The organism is Pseudoxanthomonas sp. z9, assembly GCF_006542425.1.
Taxonomy (GTDB): Bacteria; Pseudomonadota; Gammaproteobacteria; order Xanthomonadales; family Xanthomonadaceae; genus Pseudoxanthomonas_A.
On sequence record NZ_VFID01000003.1, the window covers coordinates 361,887 to 384,247 of the forward strand.

Below are 22,361 nucleotides of genomic sequence, written 5' to 3' on the forward strand. Positions count from 1 at the left end.
ATCCGCGGCGACCCTCCGGATTTCCCAAGGAGATGCCACGATGAACCAAGACTACGGCCAACCCGTCGCGACGGACGCCCTGCGGATCCAGCGCTCCCTGCCCGGCCCGATCGAACGGGTCTGGGCCTACCTGACCGAATCGGACAAGCGTGGCGAATGGATGGCGCGCGGCGACATGGAGCTGCGGGTGGGCGGCAAGGTCCATCTGTTCTTCCACCACGCCAGCCTGTCACGGGAACCCGGATCCCCGCCGGCCAAGTACCAGGACATGGCCGACGGCGTCGGCATGGACGGCCGCGTCACCGTGTGCGAGCCGCCGCGCCGGCTTGGCTATACCTGGGGCGAAGGCGACGGCAGCACCTCGGAGGTGCTGTTCGAACTGTTGCCGCAGGACGGACGCGTGCTGCTCACCGTCACCCACAGCAGGCTGCGCGATCGCGACGAGATGGTCAGCGTCGCCGGTGGCTGGCACGCCCACCTGGGGATCCTGCTCGATCGCCTGGAAGGCCGCGAACCGCCCAATTTCTGGCGTGTACACGACGGCCTGGAAGCCGAATACGACCGTCGCCTGCCGGCCGCCGCGCGCGGCTGAGCAACGGACGCGACGCGCGTCAGCGCAGCAGCAGCCAGGGCAAGGCCAGGGTCAGCACGACGATGAAGAGGATCGCGCCCAGCGTGATCAGCACGAAGGCCGGGCGTTCGCGCAGCAGTTGCGCGAACGTCTGCGCATTGCCCTCGCGCTTCGCCCGCGCATGTTCGCTGCGCGCCTGCTCGCCGCGTTGCCGCTGGTAGTCGTCCAGCAACGCCTTGGCGCGCCCGTAGTCGGCCGCATCGGACAGCCATAGCGCGCCGTGCGAGATGCCCCACGGACTGGGCGGCGTTTCGTACCAGGCCAGGCCCTCGCGATCCAGCAGTTCGCGGATCTCGCCGGCTTCGTCGTCCGGCACGCCGCGCAGATAGAACAGACGTTTCGACATCGGGCGATGCCCGGATTCCTGCAGAAAGAGACGGACATGCTACTGCAAGAACGGCTGGACGCCGCGCCATGCGCCGCATCGCCAGTTTGGCGGGCGCGGACGCACTGGACCGCGGTCGCTGATCGGGTAACCTCGGCGCACCTCTTTCCATCGGATCCTTCCATGCGCCGTTTCCTGCTGCCGTTCGCCCTCCTGCTGCTTTCCGGCTGCACCGATCCGGGTCCGCCGCCGGGCGGCAGCGTGGCCGAACTGCAGCGCATCGACGAGCGCGTCGGTACCGGTGCCGTTGCGGTCAAGGGCTCGGACGTCACCGTGCATTACACCGGCTGGCTCTATGACAAGCGGGTGCCCAACCAGCGTGGCGAGAAGTTCGACAGTTCGGTGGATCGCGCCGAGCCGTTCACCTTCCTGCTCGGCGCGGGCCGCGTCATCCGCGGCTGGGACGACGGCGTGGCCGGCATGAAGGTCGGCGGCAAGCGCGTGCTGCTGATTCCTTCCGATCTGGCCTACGGCCGCGATGGCGCCGGCGGCGTGATTCCGCCCAACGCCTCGCTGGTGTTCGAAGTCGAGCTGCTGGACGTCAAGCCGCACTGATCCGGCACCCACACCCCTGTAGGAGCGACGTCAGTCGCGACCGGACTCTCGCACCCGGCAATCTCACTCAAGGGGCTCTGCCGGGTTGACTACATGGTCGCGACTGACGTCGCTCCTACAGGGTGCATATAGAGAAACCCGCCCTACTTCTGCTTCACCGGCGCCAGGCGCAGGTCGTGGAAATCGAAGCTGAAGTCGGTCAGTGGCGAAATGGCCTCCATCCGCGCCTCGCGGATTTCACCGTCGGGGGTGAGCGCGAAGTTGAGGAAGGCGTCGGCATTGAGCCAGCGCTCGCGCCAGCGCACGATGAAGGTGTCGTGCTGCCAATGGCTCAGATCGCCCACCAGCTCGGCGGTCTTGCTGAAGCGCAACACCAGCTTGCCGCCTTCCTGCGAAACCACGACGTCGCCGTACCAGGGATCGCGCAGGGTGCCGGCGTACTTCGCCAGCGGCAGCGACGGGCCAGACTTGGCATCGCGCGCGGCCACATGCTTCTGCCAGCTCTCGTCGGCGTTCTCCTGCGACTTGGCCACCGCCTCGGCATAGCCTGCCAACCAGTCGGTCTTCGGCGCGTCCAGCATCGCGTCGAGCGCGCGCATGGTCACCGCATTGAAGGCGGCGCCGACTTCCTGGCTGGTCAGCACGACCACGCCGATCTTGCGATCCGGCACCAGGGTCACCCGCGAGACCATGCCCGGCCAGCCGCCGGTGTGCCAGACCAGCTTCTGGCCGCGGTAGTCCGACAGCATCCAGCCCTCGCCATAGCCGAGGTAGTTGGGCTTGGCCAGCTTGAGGATCTCGATCTTCGGTTCGGACACCGGAATCGGGGTGATCATCGACCACATGTCGCGCTGCCGCCTGGGCGTGAACAACTGCTGCTGGCGACCGTCCTTGTCGGTATAGGTACCGCCGGCCAACTGCATGCCCATCCATCGGGTCATGTCGTGCACGCTGGAATAGATGCCGCCGGCACCGGCCACGTTCGACCAGGTCATCCGCGGCGCGGGCTTCAGGTCCTTGAAGTCGGCCTTGGCGTGGCCGGTGGCGACGTTGTCGCCGGGCTTGAGCGCATCGCTGTTGAAACGGGTCTGCTCCATGCCCAGGGGCTGGAACACGCGGGTGCGCAGGAACTGCTCGTAGCTCATGCCGCTGACCTGTTCGATCACCAGCTGGGCCACGCCGAACAGGATGTTGTCGTAGGCGTACTGGGCGCGGAAACCGCCGGTCAGCGGGACATCCTTGAGGCGCTCGGCCACTTCGCGGTTGGTGTAGCGGGTGGTCGGCCAGAACAGCAGATCGCCGGCGCCCAGGCCCAGGCCGCTGCGATGGGCCAGCAGATCGCGGATGCGCATCTCGCGGGTGACGTAGGCGTCGGACATGCGGAACCACGGCAGGTGATCGATCACCCGGTCGTCCATGTCCAGCTTGCCCTCCTCGGCCAGCATCTCCAGCGAGGCGGCGGTGAAGGCCTTGGTGTTGGAGGCGATGGCGAACAGGGTGTGTTCGTCCACCTTCTCCGGCTTGCCGATTTCGCGCACGCCGTAGCCGCGCTCCAGCACCACCTTGCCGTCCTGGATGATCGCCACGGCGATGCCGGGCACGTCGAACTGCTTGCGCACCGATTCGACATAGGCGTCGAAATCCTGCAACTGCGCCGGCGCGGCGGTCTCCTGCGCATGCGCGCCGCTCCACAGTCCGAACGACAGCACCAGCGCGCCGGCCTGCCCGGCGATCAGCGGAATCCGCATCATTGAGCCCCTTGGAGAACGAAGACGACCGCCAACGATACGTCAGGCGGGCACCGGCGTCCCCCTGCCGATGGTCATCGTGGGCGCCGGCCGGCACGGCGGGCTTGGCATAATGGCGCGATGTCCGCGGCTTCCAGCTCCCCTGCCCCCATTCCCGCCGCCCGTGTCGCCATCATCGGCGGCGGTCCGGCCGGCCTGTTCGCCGCCGAGCGCCTGCGCGCGGCCGGCCTGGAGGTCGATCTTTATGACGCCAAGGGCTCGGTCGGCCGCAAGTTCCTGATCGCCGGCAAGGGCGGACTGAACCTGACCCACTCCGATCCCTTTCCCGTGTTCGTCTCCCGCTATGGCGCCCGCCAGGAAGCGGTAGCCGACTGGCTGCGCGGTTTCGACGCCGATGCCCTGCGCGCCTGGGCCGCCGGACTGGGCGTGGACACCTTCGTCGGCAGTTCCGGGCGGGTGTTTCCGCGCGATCTCAAGGCTGCGCCATTGCTGCGCGGCTGGGTGCGGCGGCTGCGCGACCAGGGCGTGCGCTTCCACGTGCAGCACCGCTGGACCGGCTGGAACGACGACGGCGCCCTGCGCTTTCTCCATCCGGCCGGCGAGGCCATCGCCCACTTCGACGCCGTCCTGCTCGCGCTCGGCGGCGGCAGTTGGCCGGAACTGGGTTCCGACGGTGGCTGGGTGCCGCTGCTGGCCACGCGCGGCGTCGACGTCGCGCCGCTGCAGCCGGCCAACTGCGGCTTCGACATCGGTTGGAGCGAACATCTGTCCGGCCGCTTCGCCGGCTCCCCCCTCAAACCGGTCATCGCGCACTGGCAGGACGCCGACGGTCAGTGGCACGCGCAGCAGGGCGAGTGCGTGGTGACCGCCACCGGCATCGAAGGCAGCCTGATCTATGCGTTGTCGGGCACGCTGCGCGACGCCATCGCCCGCGACGGCGAAACGACCCTGTACCTGGACCTGGTTCCCGGCCGCGACGAACCCGCCTTGCGCCGCGCGCTGGCCAAGCCACGCGGCACCCGCAGCCTGAGCGAACACCTGCGGCGCGAGGCCGGCGTGTCCGGGGTCCGCGCGGCGCTGCTGTACGAGGTGATGGACCGGCGGGCCATGCAGGATCCGGAGCGCCTGGCGCGTATGCTCAAGCGGCTGCCGCTGCGCCTGCTGCGTGCGCGCCCCATCGACGAGGCGATCAGCAGCGCCGGCGGCATCCGCCTGGAAGCGCTGGATCGCGACCTGATGATCACCGCCCTGCCCGGCGTGTTCGCCGCGGGCGAAATGCTGGACTGGGAGGCACCCACCGGCGGCTATCTGCTCACCGCCTGTTTCGCCAGCGGCCTGCGTGCCGCCGAGGGTGTCCTGTCCTGGTTGAAGGAACGCGAGTCCGGATCGCGTTGAAGCACGCCGCCGGCTCCGGCGACGCGTGGCTAAAAAACGAAAGAGGAATCGGGCCGGATTTTTCGACCGCGGCGCGGCGATGATGGCTTCGTCGCGATGCGGTCCGGGTTGTTCTGCCCGGAGCGGGTCAACCTGATGATTCAATCTGGATCAGATCACCGCCATCCATGCCTGCCACAAGGACAGGACATGGATGGCGGGTCTTCCACACCACACGCTTTCAGGTTACGAACTTCGTTTCCGTGGACTGGATTTTCAGCCTGCACAAAACGCATCGTCGCCTTGTCTGGTCGCCCGCGATGGCTGCGACAGGCTGGAGAGAACCTGTGCGCAGCGATAGCGGGGCGTGCGCGTAAGATACAAACCGAAGCGTTGAATTTCGGTTAGCGTTTCGCGTCATTGCGATGACAGCGCAGCTTCCGTTCACAGTTCGTGTGATCGCTTCGGCATGAACTCATGCCCTTTGCTCATCATCAGGATTTGCTGTCCTGCAGCGCGCGCACTCGCGCCGGTGGATTGAACGCGTCGCTGCGCGCCTCGGCCCAGAATTGCTGGAACACCGCATGCGCGGGAATCCGATCCAGCAATTCGCCCGGCTCCAGGAAACGGTACAGGGTCGCCAGCGACCGCACTTCGACCGGTGATACCCGGCGCAGGATGTGTTCGGGCCCGAGTTGCTGCGGATGTTCCAGACCGGCCGCGCACAGCATGTCGCGCAATGCCTTCAGGGTGTTGTCGTGGAATTGCTGCACCCGCACGGACTTGTCGCCCACGTCCAGGTGCTTCCAACGGCCAGGATTCTGGGTCGCCACGCCGGTCGGGCAGCGATCGTTGTGGCAGCTCTGTGACTGGATGCAGCCCAGCGAGAACATGAAGCCGCGCGCGGAATTGCACCAGTCCGCGCCCATCGCCATGGTCCGGGCGATGTCGAAGGCGCTGATGATCTTGCCGGCCGCGCCGATGCGGATGCGTTCGCGCAGTTTCAGCCCGACCAGCGTGTTGTGCACCAGCAGCAGCGCCTCGTGCATCGGCACGCCGACATGGTCGATGAATTCGGCCGGCGCCGCGCCGGTCCCCCCTTCGGCGCCATCCACCACGATGAAGTCCGGCAGCAGGCCGGTTTCCTGCATCGCCTTGGCGATGCCGAACCATTCCCAGGGATGGCCGATGGCCAGCTTGAAGCCGGTCGGCTTGCCGCCGGACAGTTCGCGCAGGCGGGCGACGAACTGCAGCAGTTCCACCGGCGTGGAGAACGCCGAATGGCGGGCCGGCGATACGCAGTCGTGCCCCATCGGCACGCCCCGGGTGGCGGCGATCTCCGGGCTCACCTTGGCGGCGGGCAACACGCCGCCATGGCCAGGCTTGGCCCCCTGCGACAGCTTGATCTCGATCATTTTCACCGAAGGCAGGCGCGCGTTCCGCACGAAACGCTCCTCGCTGAAGCGACCCTGCTCGTCACGGCAGCCGAAATAGCCGGAACCGATTTCCCACACCAGATCGCCGCCATGCTCGACATGGTAGGGGGAAATGGAACCCTCGCCGGTGTCGTGATAGAAACCTCCACGCCGCGCGCCTTCGTTGAGCGCGCGTATGGCGTTGGCCGACAACGCGCCGAAACTCATCGCCGAGATATTGAACACGCTGGCCGAGTACGGATGCGCCGTACTGGCGCCGATGGTGATGCGGAAATCGTGCGAATCCACCTGCGTCGGCGCCAGCGAATGGTTGATCCATTCGTAGTCCACGCTGTAGACATCCTGCTGGCTGCCGAACGGCACCACGTCCATCACGCCCTTGGCACGCTGGTACACCAGCGAGCGCTGCTGGCGCGAGAACGGTACCTCGGCGGTATCCCCTTCGATGAAGTACTGCCGGATCTCCGGTCCCACCGACTCCAGTCCGTAGCGGAAATGCGCCAGCACCGGATAGTTGCGGCGCAGGGTGCTGCGGGTCTGCAGCAGATCCCAGGTGCCCAGCAATGCCAGCGCGCCGAACAGGCCGGCCGGCCAGCCCCACGCGGGCCAGTGGAAGGACAGCGCCAGCGACAGCAGCGCCAGCAGGATGCAGAGCCCGTAGGCCAGGTAACGATTCATCACGCTCCTTGCCGGACCGGGCGGCCGCCCACCCTGTCCGCATGACCGGAACGACCGGCACCCACGGTGCCGCGCGGCAGGAGCATCTTAATGCGCGCCGGTGATCGCCGCGCGACCGCCGCCTGTACGACCGGGCGCGGGGCTTTCGGCGCGGGCGGACCACGCGTCAATCCGGATCACATGGCAATTCGTCATGTGGCGATGAGCCACGGCCATTCGGCAGTGCAGCATCGACGTGCGGTAATCATGCGCCCACTGTTTGACGCCTTTCGATGTCGCGAACCACCCCGCTTGCCCTGGCCATCACCCTGGCCATCACCTCTCCCCTCCTCCACGCCCAGAACACCGGCGCAACCGCTCCGGACAAGACGCTCGACGCGGTTGTCGTCACCGGTTCCAACATCAAGCGCAGCGACACCGCCGGGCCGAATCCGGTGCAGGTGGTCAGCCGGGAAGAAATCGAACGCACCGGCAAGTCGACCCTGACCGACGTACTGCGCTCGCTCTCGGCCAACGCCGGCAACAGTTACGACGAGCAGTACACCGGCAGCTTCTCCGCCGGCTCGGCCTCGATCGGCCTGCGCGGCCTGAGCCCGAAGAACACCCTCGTGCTGGTCAATGGCTATCGCGTGGCCAACTTCGGTTTCGCCCTGAACACCCAGGACACCTTCGTCGATCTCAACGCGCTTCCGATCAGTGCGGTCGAGCGCATCGAAGTACTGAAGGACGGCGCGTCGGCGGTCTACGGTTCCGATGCCATCGCCGGCGTGGTCAACATCATCCTGCGCCGCAACTTCCAGGGCATCGAAGTGGGCGGCGCGGTCGGCGGCGCCACCCGTGGCGGACTGGACGAACAGAAGGCCAACCTGCTGCTCGGCTTCGGCGATCTCGAACAGCAGGGCTGGAACGTGCTGTTCGGCCTGGATCTGCTCAAGCGCGAACGCCTGGACGCGGACGAACGCGCCTTCACCCGCAGCGGCGACTTCCGCGACAAACCCGGCGGCCGCCTGGCCGGCTGGTCGACCGCGGGCGGCAACTGGCTGCTTGATCCGCGCCAGCCCACCCCGTTCTCGCCCTGCCCGGACGGCAGCGTGCTGCGTCCCTACAGCGATTTCGGCAGCACCCTGCCCGGTAACGCCTGCGCCTTCAACGCGCAGCCGTACAAGACCCTGCAACCGGGCGCCGAACGCATCCAGGCCTCGCTGAGCGCGACCTTCCGCCTGGGCGAGCGCACCGAACTGTTCGCCGATCTGCTCTACAGCCACAACCAGGCGGACCAGATCTTCAGCGCGCCGCTCACCGTCGGCCCGGGCCTGCGCGCCTACAACCCGGCCACCGGTACCCTGGTGGACATCCCGGTGGCGCTGCCGGTCGGCCATCCCGACAATCCCAACGGCGTGCCGCTGCCGTTCGAATACACCTTCTTCGATCTCGGTCCGCGCCTGAAGGACAACACCCAGGTGTTCTACCGCGCCCTGGCCGGCCTGCGCGGCCAGACCGAGCGCTGGGACTGGGAAGTCGCCGCGGAAACCTCGCAGAGCCTGCAACGCGAATACGTCGACAACTTCATCAACCGCTACGCCTTCGAGCGAATCCTCGCCGACGGCAGCTACGACTTCCTGGATCCAACCAGTACCCCGGCGCCATTGAATGACCTGCGCCTGCAGACCAAGCGCCCGGGTTACTACCGGCTGGACGGGATCAGCGCCAAGGCTTCGACCTCCTTCCTGGAGCTTCCGGCGGGTTCGATCGGCTTCGCCTGGGGCGCGGAGTTCCGCCGCGAATCACTGGATGCGCGCACCAGTCGCCAGGTGCTGTCGGGCACCGAACTTCGCCCGGCCATCAACATCGTCAAGGGCGAGCGCAAGGTGAGCGCCGCGTACGCCGAGTTCAGCGTGCCGCTGCACCGGACCCTGGAACTGCAACTGGCCGGCCGTGCCGATCACTACGACGACTTCGGCAACGCCTTCTCGCCGAAAGTAGCGCTGCGCTGGCAACCGCTGGAGTCGCTGCTGCTGCGTGGCTCGTTCTCGCGCGGCTTCCGCGCACCGTCGCTGCCGGAAATCGCTCCCGGCCAGACCATCAGCTACGGCACCGTGGTGGATCCGTTCGACCCGCTCTCCCCCGGCGGCAGCCGGGGCGTCACCAATGTTCGTACCGGCAACCCGGATCTGGATGCGGAGCGCTCGAAGAACTTCAATCTGGGCGCGGTGTGGTCGCCGGACGCGGACACGAGCATCGGCATCGACTACTACCGTATCGAACAGGACAACCTGATCAAACCGGACAACGCGCAGTTCATCGTCAACAACCCCGCACTGTTCCCGGGCCGGGTGATCCGCGATGCGCAGGGCCGCATCCAGATCATCACCAACCAGTATTCCAACCAGGGGGAACTGAAGACCTCCGGCATCGATCTGGATTTCAGCCGCACCTTCCGTACCGCCGCCGCCGGCAACTTCACCCTGGCCGGAAGCTGGACCCACCTGCTGGAGTTCAAGCAACCGCTGGTGGCCGGACAGACGCCCTACGACGGTGCAGGCAACAACCGCCTGGGCGCGCTGCCGAAGAACCGTGGCACCACCTCGCTGGGCTGGGAAGCCGGTGACTGGGAAAGCACCCTCAGCCTGCAATACATCGCCGGCTACGATCAGCGGGTCTCCACCCAGGTCAGCAATCCCGGCCTGCGCGACAAGGTCAAGCCCTATCACCAGTTGGACCTGTACGTGGCCTACCAGGGCATTCCCAAGACCACGCTGTCGTTGTCCGTGCAGAACCTCACCGACAAGGATCCGCCCTTCGATCCGGCCGGAGGATCCAACGGCTTCGACATCACCCAGTACAACCTGCGCGGCCAGTTCGTCTCGCTGGGGGTGAAGTACCGGTTCTGATGCGGATGGCGACGCGGCGGCCGCTCAACGGCCGCCGCCGTTTTCATCCGGCTTTCGCAGCGTCGATTCCTGCGCTCGCAAGCCACACCGCCGGCATTCCCTTAGACAAGACTCTCCGGTGAACGCTCAGATCTTCTCCTGCCAGGGTTCATCCCGCGCGTTGCGATGCCATTGCCGCCAGCCATGGCAATACGCGGACTGGACGTACGGACCACGCAGGATTCGCGGCGCATCCGAGGCGATCGATTCCTCGCCCAGCAGATAGACCGCATGCGCCCATGGCTGGACACGCTCGTGCGGCAGCTCCGCCAGTCGCCGATCCACGATGCTGGCCGCGTCCTCAATGGAAAGCGCGCGCACGAGAAAGCAGGTGTCCGGACCATTGGGACCACCGCTCAGGGGATCCTCGGCATCATTGCCCCAACGCACTACCTCATAGATGTGCATACGCGTTCCATCGGGCATAGAAGAAGTCGATCACGTCCACCCCCACGATCTTCCAGATACCACATCGACGGCTTCTTCCGGTACGCGTTCGACCGTAAGAAACCTATCGGCTTGCATGCCTGTGCCGGAGCCTCAACCGCAAGTAGACATCAAACCATTGACTTAACAAATAAATACATGATTTTACAGTGGCATTGACTCACAATCTGACACGCTTTTGCGAAGTCGTCCCCAGTCGTGGAGGCGCTGCAATGGGGATTGGGTGCTGGGGAGAGCTTGCCTCGGTGGCGGGCGTCCTCTCACTCAGGACTGCTGGCCCCAGCCGGCCTTGTGGCACCACGGCTTTCTGGGGCGCCACCGCTGGAGAGGACGAGTGCGGGGCATACTGATTCGCCTGGCGGTTACCTGCCGTCCCGGACCAGTTCGGCCAAGCAGTATTCGCGTACACATTCAGGCGAGCGGTTTTGCAATGACGGACTTCTGCTGCATGACTTCATTTGCTAAGGAATCACCAATTTGATTGCTGATGGTCCCGATATTTCGATAGCCACATCACGGCAAGCGCCAAGCCGGATTATGGTTCCACCTTCCGACGCATCGCTAACAATGGTTCCCGTCACTTCGACCATACGACCATCCAAGTCACGCTTACGGCCATCTAACGAGTCGTAATTGATCAGCGAGACGCAACGCAACGTCTCCCAGTTCTCGCCATCACTCATTGTCGCCCATAGGTTCTTATCCTCATGACGCAAAGTTATCCATGCTCGGAATGTCACTTCCTTTCCTTCAAACTGCTTCGGGTTTGCGGCGACATCAAGAAATCTTTGATCAGCTGAAAGTTCCGTTTTCAATTTATGCGATGAGCAGGCAGCAAGTCCAAATGAACAGATAAAAGTAACAATTAGAACCCACTTGCTAGTCATTGGGTGGTCTCCGGATTCATGAATTCTGGCTGAAGCTGCTGCCTATCCAAGCTCTTCTGAAGCTCTTTCGCCTCGCGCTGAGTCATCCTTCCATCAAGCATTCGGAACTGAAGGCGACCACCAACGATCTCCGTGACCCCGACACGTCCCTCACTGACAACGCCATTGGGGAGGCCATGCTTAAGGGGCGCAGCATCCGCAGGACTAATGACGCCATCGGTCCGTCCATTAATATGTCCGTGAATGATTGCTTCGGCTCCCTTGGGAATAGGGGCCGTCGCAGAATCCGTTCGCGTCGTCCTGGCCGTCGTCGCATCCGAAGCCAACGTTACTTTATGACCGCCGCCTTCGGCCGGCGTCACGAAACCAATTTTTTCCTTTTGGCTGCCACTTGGTACGGCTACCACACTCTTCTGATTAACCATCGCCTTAGCAACAGAATCTGAGGCTTGTGTCGTTTGACCTGTCGATCTACTTTCAACATAGGTGTCGGACTGGATACACGCAGTTTTGGTCGAACCAGGACACGCACTGCGCCCATCCGGATCTGTAAACTTGTAAGGATTGTTATTGGCATACCAATACCGATTGAAATTGGCGCCAGGCATTGAGTACGCCGTCACCGGGTCCACCGACAGGAACCGCCCGATGAGCGGGTCGTAATACCGCTGCTGCATGTAGGTCAGCCCAGTGGCCGCATCCTGCACATGCCCGGTGTAGCCCGGTCCGTCCGTCAACGCCCGGTTGGTCAGTCGCCCATAAGGCTCGTACTCGCTGGTCTCAACGATGGCCTTGGCCGCATCCGTCACCGCGATGGGTGTCCCCAGCGCGTCGGTGTGCTGGAACCGGCTCACCACGGCACCGGTGGCGGTGTTCTTCTCGCGGGTGGCCAACAGGCTTCCGTTCAGCGAAATGTAGTAGGTCTGCCTGCTCTGCCGTACGTCGCTGGCATACATCAACTGTCCGGCCTGGTTGTACAAGCTGTACTTGCTGCCGGCCGCCGTGACGTCCCGTACGCGCCGACCGTGGCCGTCATAGACATAACTGACCAGGTTGTCAGCCGTGCGCAGGCGGTTGCCGAGGTCGAAGGTATAGCCCTGCCCGTTCTTGTTGCTCAGGTTGCCCTGCGGGTCGTACTGCAGGCCCACCACCGTGGCGCCGCCCACCGTGTTGGTCACACTGGTCAGCAGATTTCTGCCGTCGTAATGGTAGGTGTGGTCGCGGGCGTGGCTGCCGGCCGTGACCTTCAACGAAGTCAGGTTGTCCAGCACGTTGTAACTGTAGTTGGCCGTACCGAAACTGACGCCGGTGGTCTGGACCAGTTGGTCCAGACCGTTGTAAATCATGGAACGGCTCTGGCGCGCCCCGGTCGTGTAGTCGGTGATGCCGGTGACATTGGCATGCTTGTCGTAGGCATAGCCCAGGTCCAGCACGCCGTTGCTGTCGGTGCTGCGCGCCGGCAGCTGCCGGGCGTTCTGGGTCATCGTGTGGACGATGCCGTTGCCGTAGCTGAACTGCTTCATGCCCCCGTTGGGATGGTATTGAATGCCGCTGGCGTAGACGTTGCCGGCATGGTCAATGACCGAAGTCGGTTGGCCTAACGCATTGGGTGCGTAGTTCACCAACGACACCGCATCGGGATAGCTTTGCCAGCTCAGGTGCCCCAGCGTGTTGTAGCCGTAGCCCAGCGGCCAGTTCACGCTCCCCCAGGTCATCCGTTCCAGCGTCAACAGGCGCCGACGGTTGTAGGTGTAGCTGGTGGTCACCACGTTGGTGCCGTCGTTGTCCACCGCCGTGCTGGCCAGTTGGCCGTCGGGGGTATAGGTGTTGGTCGTGTTGCCGCGTCCGTCCGGGAACACCAGCGTCTTGACCCGGTTGCGGGCGTCGTAGGTCCGTGACGCCTTGCGCAGCACCACGGGACCACTGGTGCCGTTGGCCTCGCAGGCTGTGGTCGCCGGCAGGCCCGCCGCGCTCCAGGCCAGGTTCCCGGCCCCGTCATAGCCCATCAAGGTGGCGCCGGTCTCCGGTTCCACCGAACGGCACAGCTCCTGGTTGGCGTTGTAGGCATAGCTACGGGTCACCGCCAGCGTCCCGGCCGCGTTGCGCTTGCGGATGGACAGCGGCTTGCCGAACACGTCCCGGGTGATGTCGATGCCCACCCGCTCGGCCAGGTTCTGGCCCTGGTCGATGAGCACCGGGGTGTCGTAACTGGGCTGGTCAAAGGCCTGGTGCCGGGTCACCGTCACCACGCCGCGGGGACTGACCGTGCGCACATACGCGCTGGTCGCATCGCCGAGGTACTGGGTGGTGGTGATCAGCAGCCCCTGCTCGCTGTCCTGGCTCACCGCCGTCACCCGGCCCAGGGCGTCGTAGTCGGTCCAGGTGCCGGTGGTGCCTCCGGTCAGGGCGTTGACCGGGTAGGCGGCAAACGTCACCCGCCCTTCGGCGTCATAGGCCCAGGCGCGCGTCTGGATGGTGGCGTTCGTGTTGGCGCCGTCGTAGTAGTGTTCCAGTACCGGCCGCCACAGGGCGTCATAGAACGTGTTGCGGCGATGGTTGCCGGTATGGTTGCGGCGCAGCCAATGGCCGGTCGGCAGGCCGTGTTCGGCGACGTTGCGGTATTCCCACGTGTACGTCGTCGCCGTCCACGTGCTGCCATCACAAGTGTTGGCCGCCGTCTCGGACGGGTACGTTGTACTGGCCAACCGCCCCATCGTGTCGTACGTGTAGCAGGTCTTGTAGCCGTTCTCGTCGGTGACCGAGTCAATCCAGCCGTTATTGTTGACCACCGCCGACTGGGTGCTGTTGTCGGCATAGGTGATGGACTGCGGGATGCCCCGCTTCCAGTTGGCAAACGTGGTCGTGTTGTTGTTGCCATCCTTGAGCCACCTCAACGTCCCCAACTGGCCGCTGGCCACCGTGGAAGTACTGTTGTAGGTCAGGGTCTGCTGCAGCTTGCCATAGGCCTTCACCGTCACCGGCATGGCGAATGCATCGTAGGTCGTCTCCGACACGACAATACCGGTCGGCGCCCAACTCGGTGTGCACTCGGCCGGCGCCACGCAGGTCACCTTGGCCGTCTGCCCCAATACCCACAACGTCGGGTTGTCGTGGTACGTGATGGTCTCCGTCCGGCTCCAGCTCTGAGCTTGCACCGCCAGCGGCAACGCCAGCAACATTCCCAATATCGTCCGCTTCATCCCCTGCTTCCCTGTTCGCTTCATGCGTATATCCCCAAATGGCGTCTGGCCATCGCTAGGCCGGCTTAACACCCCACGGGCTCCCAATCGCCCTACGGCGCAGGTGCGCTGCTTTTAGTAATGCTGATAGGCCTTACAAAACCATCAAATGCATTTACAGCGCTCAAGAACACGACGCCATCCTGCGTAATCGCTGTTCGCGTGACAGGCGCATTCCTCTTGGGTAACTGATTCTCGAGTGTCTCGTTCAAGCCCTCGGGAATGACGAAGTACTCAGGGAATGGCTGCCCGCTCAAGTTATCAAGATACTGATAATCGACCCGAGACAGCAGTGCTGACTGAGAAGATATTGTTTTCGTAATGAGCCTCCCATCGTTCACTTTGAAATCGTTGCCGAACACGTACCTCTCCACCCTCCCCGCACTATCCGAAACGGTTGTCGTGGACGTCCCAGGGCAGCCAGATGCGCATTGGTTCTCGTAACTCCAGCTCGGAGAATAGGAAATAGACCAAGTTCGCGACGGAATGCCCGGACCCGAAACGGCCTTAGAGACCAGACTACTCAATGGATACGCCTTGGGGCGTCCACTAAGAACCCAACCGGCGCTATCCCCCCAGCCGCACACCCCAGAGGTAACGTTGTTCTTTCCGTGAACAAGCGCCCTAAATTTGAATACGCCAGATGCACCAGATGGGTGCTTGATTTTTAACTCGCCTTCCTTTGCGGGATCACTAGGTGAGGCCGAGGTCATGGTGCCAGGGTTAAAGGTGCAGTCATTTCCATCAATGGCAAATTTGACTGCATCCGACGAGTACCCAATCATGTCATTCTTGTATTCGTACGCCCAACTAGAGCCGTCTGGAAGTTGTACGCCCGACAATATTCGGGCACCCGGACTGGTGTCGTAAGGATGCGGAACGTAAGAATAGGTCCACGTCCTCCCCGCCGCGCTGACAGTTGACAATTTTCCATATCCGTCATACTGAAAGCCAATGGAAGCACCATCAGAACTGGTAATGGAGGTAATCCTCGTTGGATTTTGTGCGTCGTAGTTGTACTCAACCCAGTTGCCGAACTTATCGACGGCTTTAGTGGCAAATATCATTACCTTTGTTCGGTACACAGTCTCAGACCGCTGAGGTTCAGTCATGTTGAATAGAAATAGCCTCTTTTGCTCTTGAGTTGCCATCCAATCAAAGAAGTACTTCGTTCCATCCGGCAAAGTGGCTGAAAATCCTTCTCCCACCGCATTTTTTAATGCTCCGAGACAAGAAATCATCCAATTCGATTTGGTGGTGTATTTATAGGCAGCACCGTCCGCAGGCACAACCGTGGCCGCCGCCAAACGATCAACGGCTTCCTCACCCTTGCGTGGAATGTTGATTGAAACACCATTCCAGAAATTGAAAGTCCAGATGTAGTATGGTCCGTTGTGTGGCCACATCGATATAGGAAGAGGCGAGAGCTTTCCGCTTGAGCAGCGAGGAGAGCTACCAGTCACAAAGTAGCTGCCTGTCTGATAGATTCCGGAAATTACCGGCAGATCTGGAACCCAGTACTTTCCTAACAAATCCTTGGTTTGGTCAACGCTACCACGTAGCGAGTTGCCCTCGGGAGACCTTGCTGGCCTTATTTTTCTGCCGAAGCCGACAGGAATTATTGAGTTTGTTTTCAACTCAACGTCGGAAACGCTGAATTCAACACCGCCATCGATATAGCTAACCGTGTCTCCAAACAAATCGCTAGACAAAGCAGAAATATTCGTAGCTTCGTCAACAGTCTCTTGATACTCGTACTGATACGTCCTGAGTTGGGCGAGAGCGGGATGTGCCCACAATGCAAGAGTAGTCAATAAGGCGGACGTTCTGGCGACACCCCGCCAGGATGCAGGTAGCGATTCAACCTTCCCCATTTGGCGCCTGTTTACGGCCCTGTAAACTCCATCGAGCCCACGCCTCTCCATCACACTGATCCACTCTCTTATTTTCACGCGCGCCTCCGTTAGGTCCTGTAATAACGACACCCGGCTCACTTCCTAGTGCCACGCGCATGGCTTTGAGATCTCGTGAACCTCCGAGCTTCTTCTCGTTGGTGAGGCGCGAAGTAGCGGGCGGCCTTCAAACGAAGGCCAGCCCACTCCAGAATGCACGACGATCCACCGCACCCCCATGCGAAATGCCGATTATCAATACCGCTTACCGGATAGGTCCGTCAATACCTATTGGGTCACATTTCAAATCCAAGAGATAGAAGCAGGTGATTGGCGGTCGTTACCTCGAAGCCCTTATTGGCCTGCCCCAATATCTACGCAAGCTCTATCATCCTTGGCCAAACGCACCGGCAATAGGAGGAATGTCGGGTACTGCCCTGTCGTTGCCGGGCTCCATGCACCAGTAAACGCCATATGCCACGGCAATGCGAGCGCCTAGAGCAATCCTTCGTTGGGTCCTGAGCTTCATACCCGGACCGTAGCACCCTCCCGTTACCACAGCGTCCGGAGAGGGTTGGCACTACGTATCGACGTGAACTGCGTGCCTATTCAGCGCGACTTTTAGCCATCAACGGTCCAAGTTTTGAGTCCTGGCTTCTTCGATGATTTGAGCGAACGTCTTCTCTGACCGCCGCTCTATAGCGGGCATAGGACTCACCGGCTCAGCCCGGAGCGTCGCTATCGGCTGTTTACCCGTCTTTCGGTACTCGATGTAATCGCGCGCCGTAAGGAAGCACCATTGGGCGCATTGCCAGGCTAAAGTCAGTAAGACGACAAGCACCTTGAAGGCCACTACCGCCAGCACAGCGGCAACAGTGAGAAACGCAGCCACCGCAATAAACACTAGCGCGCCTTGCCCCCCTCCCCCATCCCTGCCTGTAGCTAAGTCCTGGGATGCCAGTGCGAATACTGAAGCCGCTAGACCCTATAGACCTGTGCTTGCCCCCCCTGACGCTTGTGCCGATGCGTGACTTGCTCAGGTTCAGTCCAAGCGCATTGCCAAGGTTGATTCGTCGATAGAACCGGAAGCCCATTTGTGTCCCCTCCCCTCTCCTAGGGCGGATATTTTCACTCCCTGGACGGGGAAGTCGAATTCAAGAGGAGATTGATGTCTGGCGCCTAGGCTGACCCAGCCAATCCTTCAAAAGAAAAACCCCGGCTAGGCCGGGGCTTCATTTGCTCAAAGTTCTAAACATCAACCGATAAACATTCACCAAAATTGCCATATCGGCTTTCCTTCATCTTGCGCTTTCGCTCGCAGAGCGCCGTATATCTCCATCTGCGTCACTAGCTCATCGCGGAATGCTGGCGTTGCAGACCCTCCAATCCTGTTCGCCGTCCCCCAGCGGACCTGCATCTTTCCGCCCGCGTCGGGACTAAGGCGGTCCGCATTCAGCGTCTGGGCCTCATAGGAGCTATGCGCCGTAAACCTCCCCGCCGGAATTTCTTTGATGGGCGGTACGTTTCCTCTGGCTTCCCTGGACATCGGCGGATAGTGTTTTGCTGCTCGGAGCCGGAATCGAACTCCGACTATCGTGCAAATCAATCAAGCACATACGCAATGCTTACTGGCACACACGGCACAGCAGATACAGGTATGTGCCAGCTTGTGACTGATAGCTGTGCCGGCTTTGGCACACCGGATGCGCATTTGAATTTTCATCCGATGTTCCATGCATCAGCGGAGGCACATCCGACGCCGTTTGGCACAGTTTCAGCAGTAAATCTTATTGAGTACAAGGACATAGCGTGCCCGGAGCCGGAATCGAACCGGCATGGCCTCGCGGCCGGCGGATTTTAAGTCCGATGCGTCTACCAATTTCGCCATCCGGGCATGCGGATAGCCTGCCTGAGCGGGCGCGCGATGGAAAGTCGTTCGCATGCCGCCCGTCAGGCACAAAAAAAACCGACCGCGTGGTCGGTTTTCTTGAATGGAGGCCTGGGTCGGAATTGAACCGGCGTACGCGGATTTGCAGTCCGCTGCATAACCACTCTGCCACCAGGCCGATGGCGATTGCGCGAGACTGGCGCAATCACGGCGCCATTTCAAGCGCCTTACAAAATAAAACCCCGCGAACGGGGTTTTGTCCTGAATATGGAGCGGGAAACGAGACTCGAACTCGCGACCCCGACCTTGGCAAGGTCGTGCTCTACCAACTGAGCTATTCCCGCGTGGTGAAGTTGGAAATTTTACCGGTATCCCGAGAACTGTCAACTGCTTTTTTCTCGTCTGCCCGCAGAATCGGCCATGCCGCGTGCAGGTACTGGAAACCGGACCAGAGCGTAAGTATAGCGGCAATCGCGAGCAGCCAGTCGCCGATCCTGAAAATCCATTCACCCAGCCAGATGTCCGCCCGGTCCACCGGTCCCGGGGTGGCCGCATAGAGCAGGCAGCCCAGCGCCACCATCTGCACGATGGTCTTGATCTTGCCGATGGTGGCCACCTTGACCCGTGCGCGCTGGCCCAGTTCGGCCATCCATTCACGCAGCGCGGACACCGCGATTTCGCGGCCGACGATCACCGCCGCCCAGATCGCCATCCACATGGTCGGGTTGTCCTGCACGATCAGGAACAGCGACACCGCCACCATCAGCTTGTCCGCCACCGGATCCAGGAACGCGCCGAAGGCCGAATACAGGTGGTAGCGGCGGGCGATCCAGCCATCCAGCCAGTCGGTGACGGCGGCCAGGATGAAGATGAAGGCCGCCGCGAAATTGGTCCATTTGTGCGGCAGGTAGAACACCAGCACCAGCACCGGGATCAGCACGATCCGCAACAGGGTGAGCCAGGTGGGGATGGTCAACTTCATTGCATTCCTACTCGTTTCCCGCAATCGGCGCCGGCAACCCGTGCAGGTTAGCGTAGATCCGCTCGGCGAGTGCGGCGTTGATGCCCTCGACCCGGGCGATCTCGTCCGCGCCCGCGGCCTTGAGTCCGGCCAGGCCGCCGAAATGCTTCAGCAGGCTGGCGCGACGGCGCGGACCGATGCCGGGAATGTCCTCGAGCTTGCTGGTCATGCGCGCCTTCTGGCGCTTGCCGCGGTGGCCGGTGATGGCGAACCGGTGCGCTTCGTCGCGGACCTGCTGGATCAATTGCAGGGCCGGCGAGGCGGCGCCCGGACGCACCTCGCGGCCATCGGCAAGGACCAGGGTCTCATGACCGGCCCGGCGCTCCTCGCCCTTGGCCACGCCCACCAGCACCACGCTGTCCACGCCCAGATCGGCCAATACCCCGCGGGCCTGGGCCAACTGGCCGGCGCCGCCGTCGATCAGCAGCACGTCCGGCAGCACCCCGCCCTCCTCGACCGCGCGGCGGAACCGGCGTTCGATCGCCTGGTGCATGGCCGCGTAATCGTCGCCGGGTTCGATGCCGGTGATATTGAAGCGCCGATACTGCGCGCGGACCGGGCCGTTGGCGTCGAACACCACGCAGGAGGCGACGGTGGCCTCGCCCATGGTATGGCTGATGTCGAAACATTCGATGCGCTGGGCGGGTTCGGCCAGCCCCAGCAGTTCCTGCAACGCCTCGCTGCGCGCGGTCTGCGCGCCACGGCTGGTCAATTCGGTCACCAGCGCGATCTCGGCGTTACGCCGCGCCAGGTCGAGGTAACCGGCACGCTCGCTGCGCACGTTCCACTTCAACTGCACCCGTCGGGCGGCCGAAGTGCAGAGCGCGGTCTCGATCAGTTCGGCGTCCGGTATCTCGCGATCGAGAATGATTTCCTGCGGCGGGGTCTGTTCGCCGTAGTACTGGGAAACGAAGGCGGCCAGCACTTCGTCCGCGCTCTCCTCGCCATTGGTGCGCGGGAAGAACGTGCGGGTGCCGAGGTTGCGGCCGTCGCGGAACGCCAGCAGCAGCACGCAGGCGGAACTGCCGCGCATCGCGCAGGCCAGCACGTCCAGATCGGCGGCGTGCCCGTCCACGTACTGGCGCGCCTGCAGGCTGCGGATGGATCCGATGAGATCGCGCAGGCGCGCGGCCTCCTCGAATTCCAGCCGCTCGCTGGCCGCTTCCATCGCCGCGCTCAGTTCACCGCTCAGTTCGTCGCTGCGGCCATCCAGGAACAGCCCGGCCTGGCGCACGGATTCGGCATAGCCGGCGGATTCCACCAGCCCGACGCAGGGCGCGCTGCACCGGCCGATCTGGTACTGCAGGCAGGGCCGCGAGCGATTGCGGAACACGCTGTCCTCGCAGTTGCGGATCTTGAACAGCTTCTGCATCAGGTTCAGTGTTTCGCGCACCGCACCGGCGCTGGGATAGGGGCCGAAGTAGCGGCCCGGCACCGCGCGCGGCCCGCGATGGAATGCGATCCGCGGCCAGGTCTCCTGGGTTAGCAGGACATAGGGATAGCTCTTGTCGTCGCGCAGCAGCACGTTGTAACGCGGCGCCAGCGACTTGATCAGCTGGTTTTCCAGCAGCAGCGCCTCGGCCTCGGTGCGGGTGACGGTGACATCCATCCGCGCCACCTGCGACAGCATTGACAGGATGCGCGGGGTCTTGGGCGTGTTGCTGAAATAACTCGACACCCGCCTGCGCAGCGCCCCGGCCTTGCCGACGTAGAGCAGACTGTCGTCGGCCGCGTACATGCGGTAGACGCCCGGCGCCAGGCTCAGGCCGGCGGCGAACGCCTTGCCATCGAAATCGGAGGACTTGCGACCGCTCATTCGTCGATCGGCACGTGGCTCAGTTCGCCGCTGGCGATGTCGTAGCGCAGCACCGCGTGGGCGTCCGTCTCGGCGATCCAGACGGTGCCCGGGGACAAGGCCAGGCCGGTGGGGCCGTGCAGCGTCCGCGGCAGCGGCACACTGCTCAGTTCGCCGCCTCCCAGCCGCAGGCTGCGCAGGCTGCCGTTGCCGGTGTCGGCGATCCACATCTGCGGCGCGTCGATGCTGACGGCAATGCCCTGCGGGTGTTGCAGGCGGGCGGTTTCGCGCGGCCCGTCCTCGCCGCCGAACGTCCACGGCCCCTGCCCCACCAGGGTCTGCACGACGCCGGTGCGCAGTTGCACGGAACGGATGGCCGATCCCAGCGCGTCGCAGACATACAGGGTCTGGTGGATGGCGGCGAGCGCGGCGGGTTGCGCGAATGCCGCCATCGGCCCGCTGCCGTCGCGCACTTCCAGTTGCCCGGAACCGGCGGGCGCGCCCAGGTCGCGGGTGGCCAGGTCGTAGCTCCAGATGCGGTTGTCGCCGCCCATGGCGATATGGATCTGGTTGTTGCTGGCCGCCAGCGCGAGCGGCTGGTTGAGCGGGACCGCGCGTGCCTGGGCGACGACGCCTTCCACCGGCTCCCCCGCGCGGCCGTTGCCGCACAGGGTATCGACCGCGCCGGTCGCCAGATGGATGCGCCTCAGGGCATGGTTGCCGGTATCGGCCACGTACAGGCATTCGCGCAACGCCAGCAGGCCGTGCGGATTGCGGAACGCGGCGTGGGTATGGTCGCCGTCGATCAGGTCCGCCGCCGCCAGTCCGAACTGGCGCAGCACGCGTCCGCCGTGGGTGCATTCGAGAATGCGGTGATGCCCGCTGTCGGCCACGAACAGGCGATCCGGGGTGGCGGCCAGGCCGGTCGGGAACCGCAGCGGCAGGCGCGGCTCGGGATGGCTCTCGCGCGGTGCCCGCAGATCGTCGTCCACCGGCCGTCCCAGCACTTCGCACAGCGCGGACACGGAACGGTCCAGCTCGGCACCGTTGTCGGTGCCGACCAGGCGGTGGCGGATCATGCCCTCGCCATCAATCAGCAGCACGGTCGGCCAGGCCTCGATGCCGAACGCCTGCCATGCCGCCCAGTTGGCGTCATGCGCGATGGGAAACCCGATGCCATGGCGGCGCAGCCGCTTGAGCGCCGTCTGCGGGTCCCGTTCGCTGTCGAAGCGCGGCACGTTGACCACCAGGGTCTGCAGGCGCCCGGCATGGCGCGCCTGCAGCGCGGCCAGTTCGTTCAGGCGCTGTCCGCACCAGGCCGAGGCGGCGTTGACGAAGGCCAGCGCCACGATCCGGCCGCGCTGTTCGAGCAGCGAGCCGGAGGGCGCGTTGAGCCAAGGCAAGCCCTGGGGAAGTTCGGGAGCGGGCGCGGCATTCATGATCCGCATCGATTAT

At 63.5% G+C, this 22,361-nt stretch carries 14 protein-coding genes and 3 tRNA genes; 4 read left to right on the forward strand and 13 right to left on the reverse strand.

What is annotated here, in order from left to right:
- The first annotated feature begins 40 nt into the window (after positions 1–40).
- Complete coding sequence (locus tag FG323_RS04060) at positions 41–592, forward strand: SRPBCC family protein (RefSeq protein WP_141453154.1); 552 nt, start codon at positions 41–43, stop codon at positions 590–592.
- 19 nt (positions 593–611) lie between these two features.
- Here FG323_RS04060 and FG323_RS04065 read toward each other — a convergent pair whose 3' ends face one another.
- Positions 612–977 carry a DUF6164 family protein gene (locus tag FG323_RS04065; protein ID WP_141453155.1) on the reverse strand — a complete coding sequence of 122 codons (366 nt, stop codon included), beginning with the start codon at positions 975–977 and terminating at the stop codon, positions 612–614.
- A 162-nt stretch (positions 978–1,139) separates the two neighbouring features.
- Here FG323_RS04065 and FG323_RS04070 point away from each other — a divergent pair, with 162 nt between their 5' ends.
- Complete coding sequence (locus FG323_RS04070) at positions 1,140–1,571, forward strand: FKBP-type peptidyl-prolyl cis-trans isomerase (RefSeq protein ID WP_141453156.1); 432 nt, start codon at positions 1,140–1,142, stop codon at positions 1,569–1,571.
- Positions 1,572–1,714: 143 nt separating this feature from the next.
- On the opposite strand, the gene FG323_RS04075 is transcribed toward FG323_RS04070, so the two are convergent.
- Entirely contained in the window at positions 1,715–3,319 is a 1,605-nt protein-coding gene (locus FG323_RS04075; protein WP_255470014.1) for a serine hydrolase, read from the reverse strand.
- A gap of 120 nt (positions 3,320–3,439) precedes the next feature.
- On the opposite strand from FG323_RS04075, the gene FG323_RS04080 reads away from it, so the two are divergent.
- A complete protein-coding gene (locus FG323_RS04080) occupies positions 3,440–4,714 on the forward strand; it encodes a TIGR03862 family flavoprotein (protein ID WP_141453158.1) in 1,275 nt (424 codons plus the stop codon).
- Between the two features lie 473 nt (positions 4,715–5,187).
- Here FG323_RS04080 and FG323_RS04085 read toward each other — a convergent pair whose 3' ends face one another.
- Positions 5,188–6,807 carry an FMN-binding glutamate synthase family protein gene (locus tag FG323_RS04085; protein WP_141453159.1) on the reverse strand — a complete coding sequence of 540 codons (1,620 nt, stop codon included), beginning with the start codon at positions 6,805–6,807 and terminating at the stop codon, positions 5,188–5,190.
- Between the two features lie 272 nt (positions 6,808–7,079).
- Between FG323_RS04085 and FG323_RS04090 the strand changes: the two genes are divergently transcribed.
- Positions 7,080–9,698, forward strand: coding sequence for a TonB-dependent receptor (locus FG323_RS04090; RefSeq protein WP_141453160.1), 2,619 nt, complete (start codon positions 7,080–7,082; stop codon positions 9,696–9,698).
- A gap of 126 nt (positions 9,699–9,824) precedes the next feature.
- Here FG323_RS04090 and FG323_RS04095 read toward each other — a convergent pair whose 3' ends face one another.
- From FG323_RS04095 to FG323_RS04145, 10 genes are all read right to left on the reverse strand, one after another.
- A complete protein-coding gene (locus FG323_RS04095) occupies positions 9,825–10,145 on the reverse strand; it encodes a hypothetical protein (RefSeq protein WP_141453161.1) in 321 nt (106 codons plus the stop codon).
- A 500-nt stretch (positions 10,146–10,645) separates the two neighbouring features.
- Positions 10,646–11,071 carry a hypothetical protein gene (locus FG323_RS04100; RefSeq protein ID WP_141453162.1) on the reverse strand — a complete coding sequence of 142 codons (426 nt, stop codon included), beginning with the start codon at positions 11,069–11,071 and terminating at the stop codon, positions 10,646–10,648.
- Positions 11,068–14,250 (reverse strand): RHS repeat-associated core domain-containing protein, encoded by a 3,183-nt coding sequence (locus tag FG323_RS04105; protein WP_181444079.1) that lies wholly within the window; start codon positions 14,248–14,250, stop codon positions 11,068–11,070. Before FG323_RS04105 ends, FG323_RS04100 begins: the two co-directional genes overlap by 4 nt.
- Before the next feature lie 113 nt (positions 14,251–14,363).
- Positions 14,364–16,184 (reverse strand): RHS repeat domain-containing protein, encoded by a 1,821-nt coding sequence (locus tag FG323_RS04110; RefSeq protein WP_141453164.1) that lies wholly within the window; start codon positions 16,182–16,184, stop codon positions 14,364–14,366.
- A gap of 1,828 nt (positions 16,185–18,012) precedes the next feature.
- A tRNA-Leu gene (locus FG323_RS04120) sits at positions 18,013–18,096 on the reverse strand.
- Positions 18,097–18,194: 98 nt separating this feature from the next.
- Positions 18,195–18,268: transfer RNA gene (locus FG323_RS04125), tRNA-Cys, on the reverse strand.
- A gap of 90 nt (positions 18,269–18,358) precedes the next feature.
- A tRNA-Gly gene (locus tag FG323_RS04130) sits at positions 18,359–18,434 on the reverse strand.
- Positions 18,425–19,072: a CDP-diacylglycerol--glycerol-3-phosphate 3-phosphatidyltransferase gene (gene pgsA / locus FG323_RS04135; RefSeq protein ID WP_141453166.1), complete on the reverse strand. Its 648-nt coding sequence runs from the start codon at positions 19,070–19,072 to the stop codon at positions 18,425–18,427. Before pgsA ends, FG323_RS04130 begins: the two co-directional genes overlap by 10 nt.
- Positions 19,073–19,079: 7 nt before the next feature.
- Complete coding sequence (gene uvrC, locus FG323_RS04140; RefSeq protein WP_141453167.1) at positions 19,080–20,927, reverse strand: excinuclease ABC subunit UvrC; 1,848 nt, start codon at positions 20,925–20,927, stop codon at positions 19,080–19,082.
- Positions 20,924–22,345 carry a redoxin domain-containing protein gene (locus tag FG323_RS04145; protein WP_141453168.1) on the reverse strand — a complete coding sequence of 474 codons (1,422 nt, stop codon included), beginning with the start codon at positions 22,343–22,345 and terminating at the stop codon, positions 20,924–20,926. Before FG323_RS04145 ends, uvrC begins: the two co-directional genes overlap by 4 nt.
- Positions 22,346–22,361 lie beyond the last annotated feature (16 nt).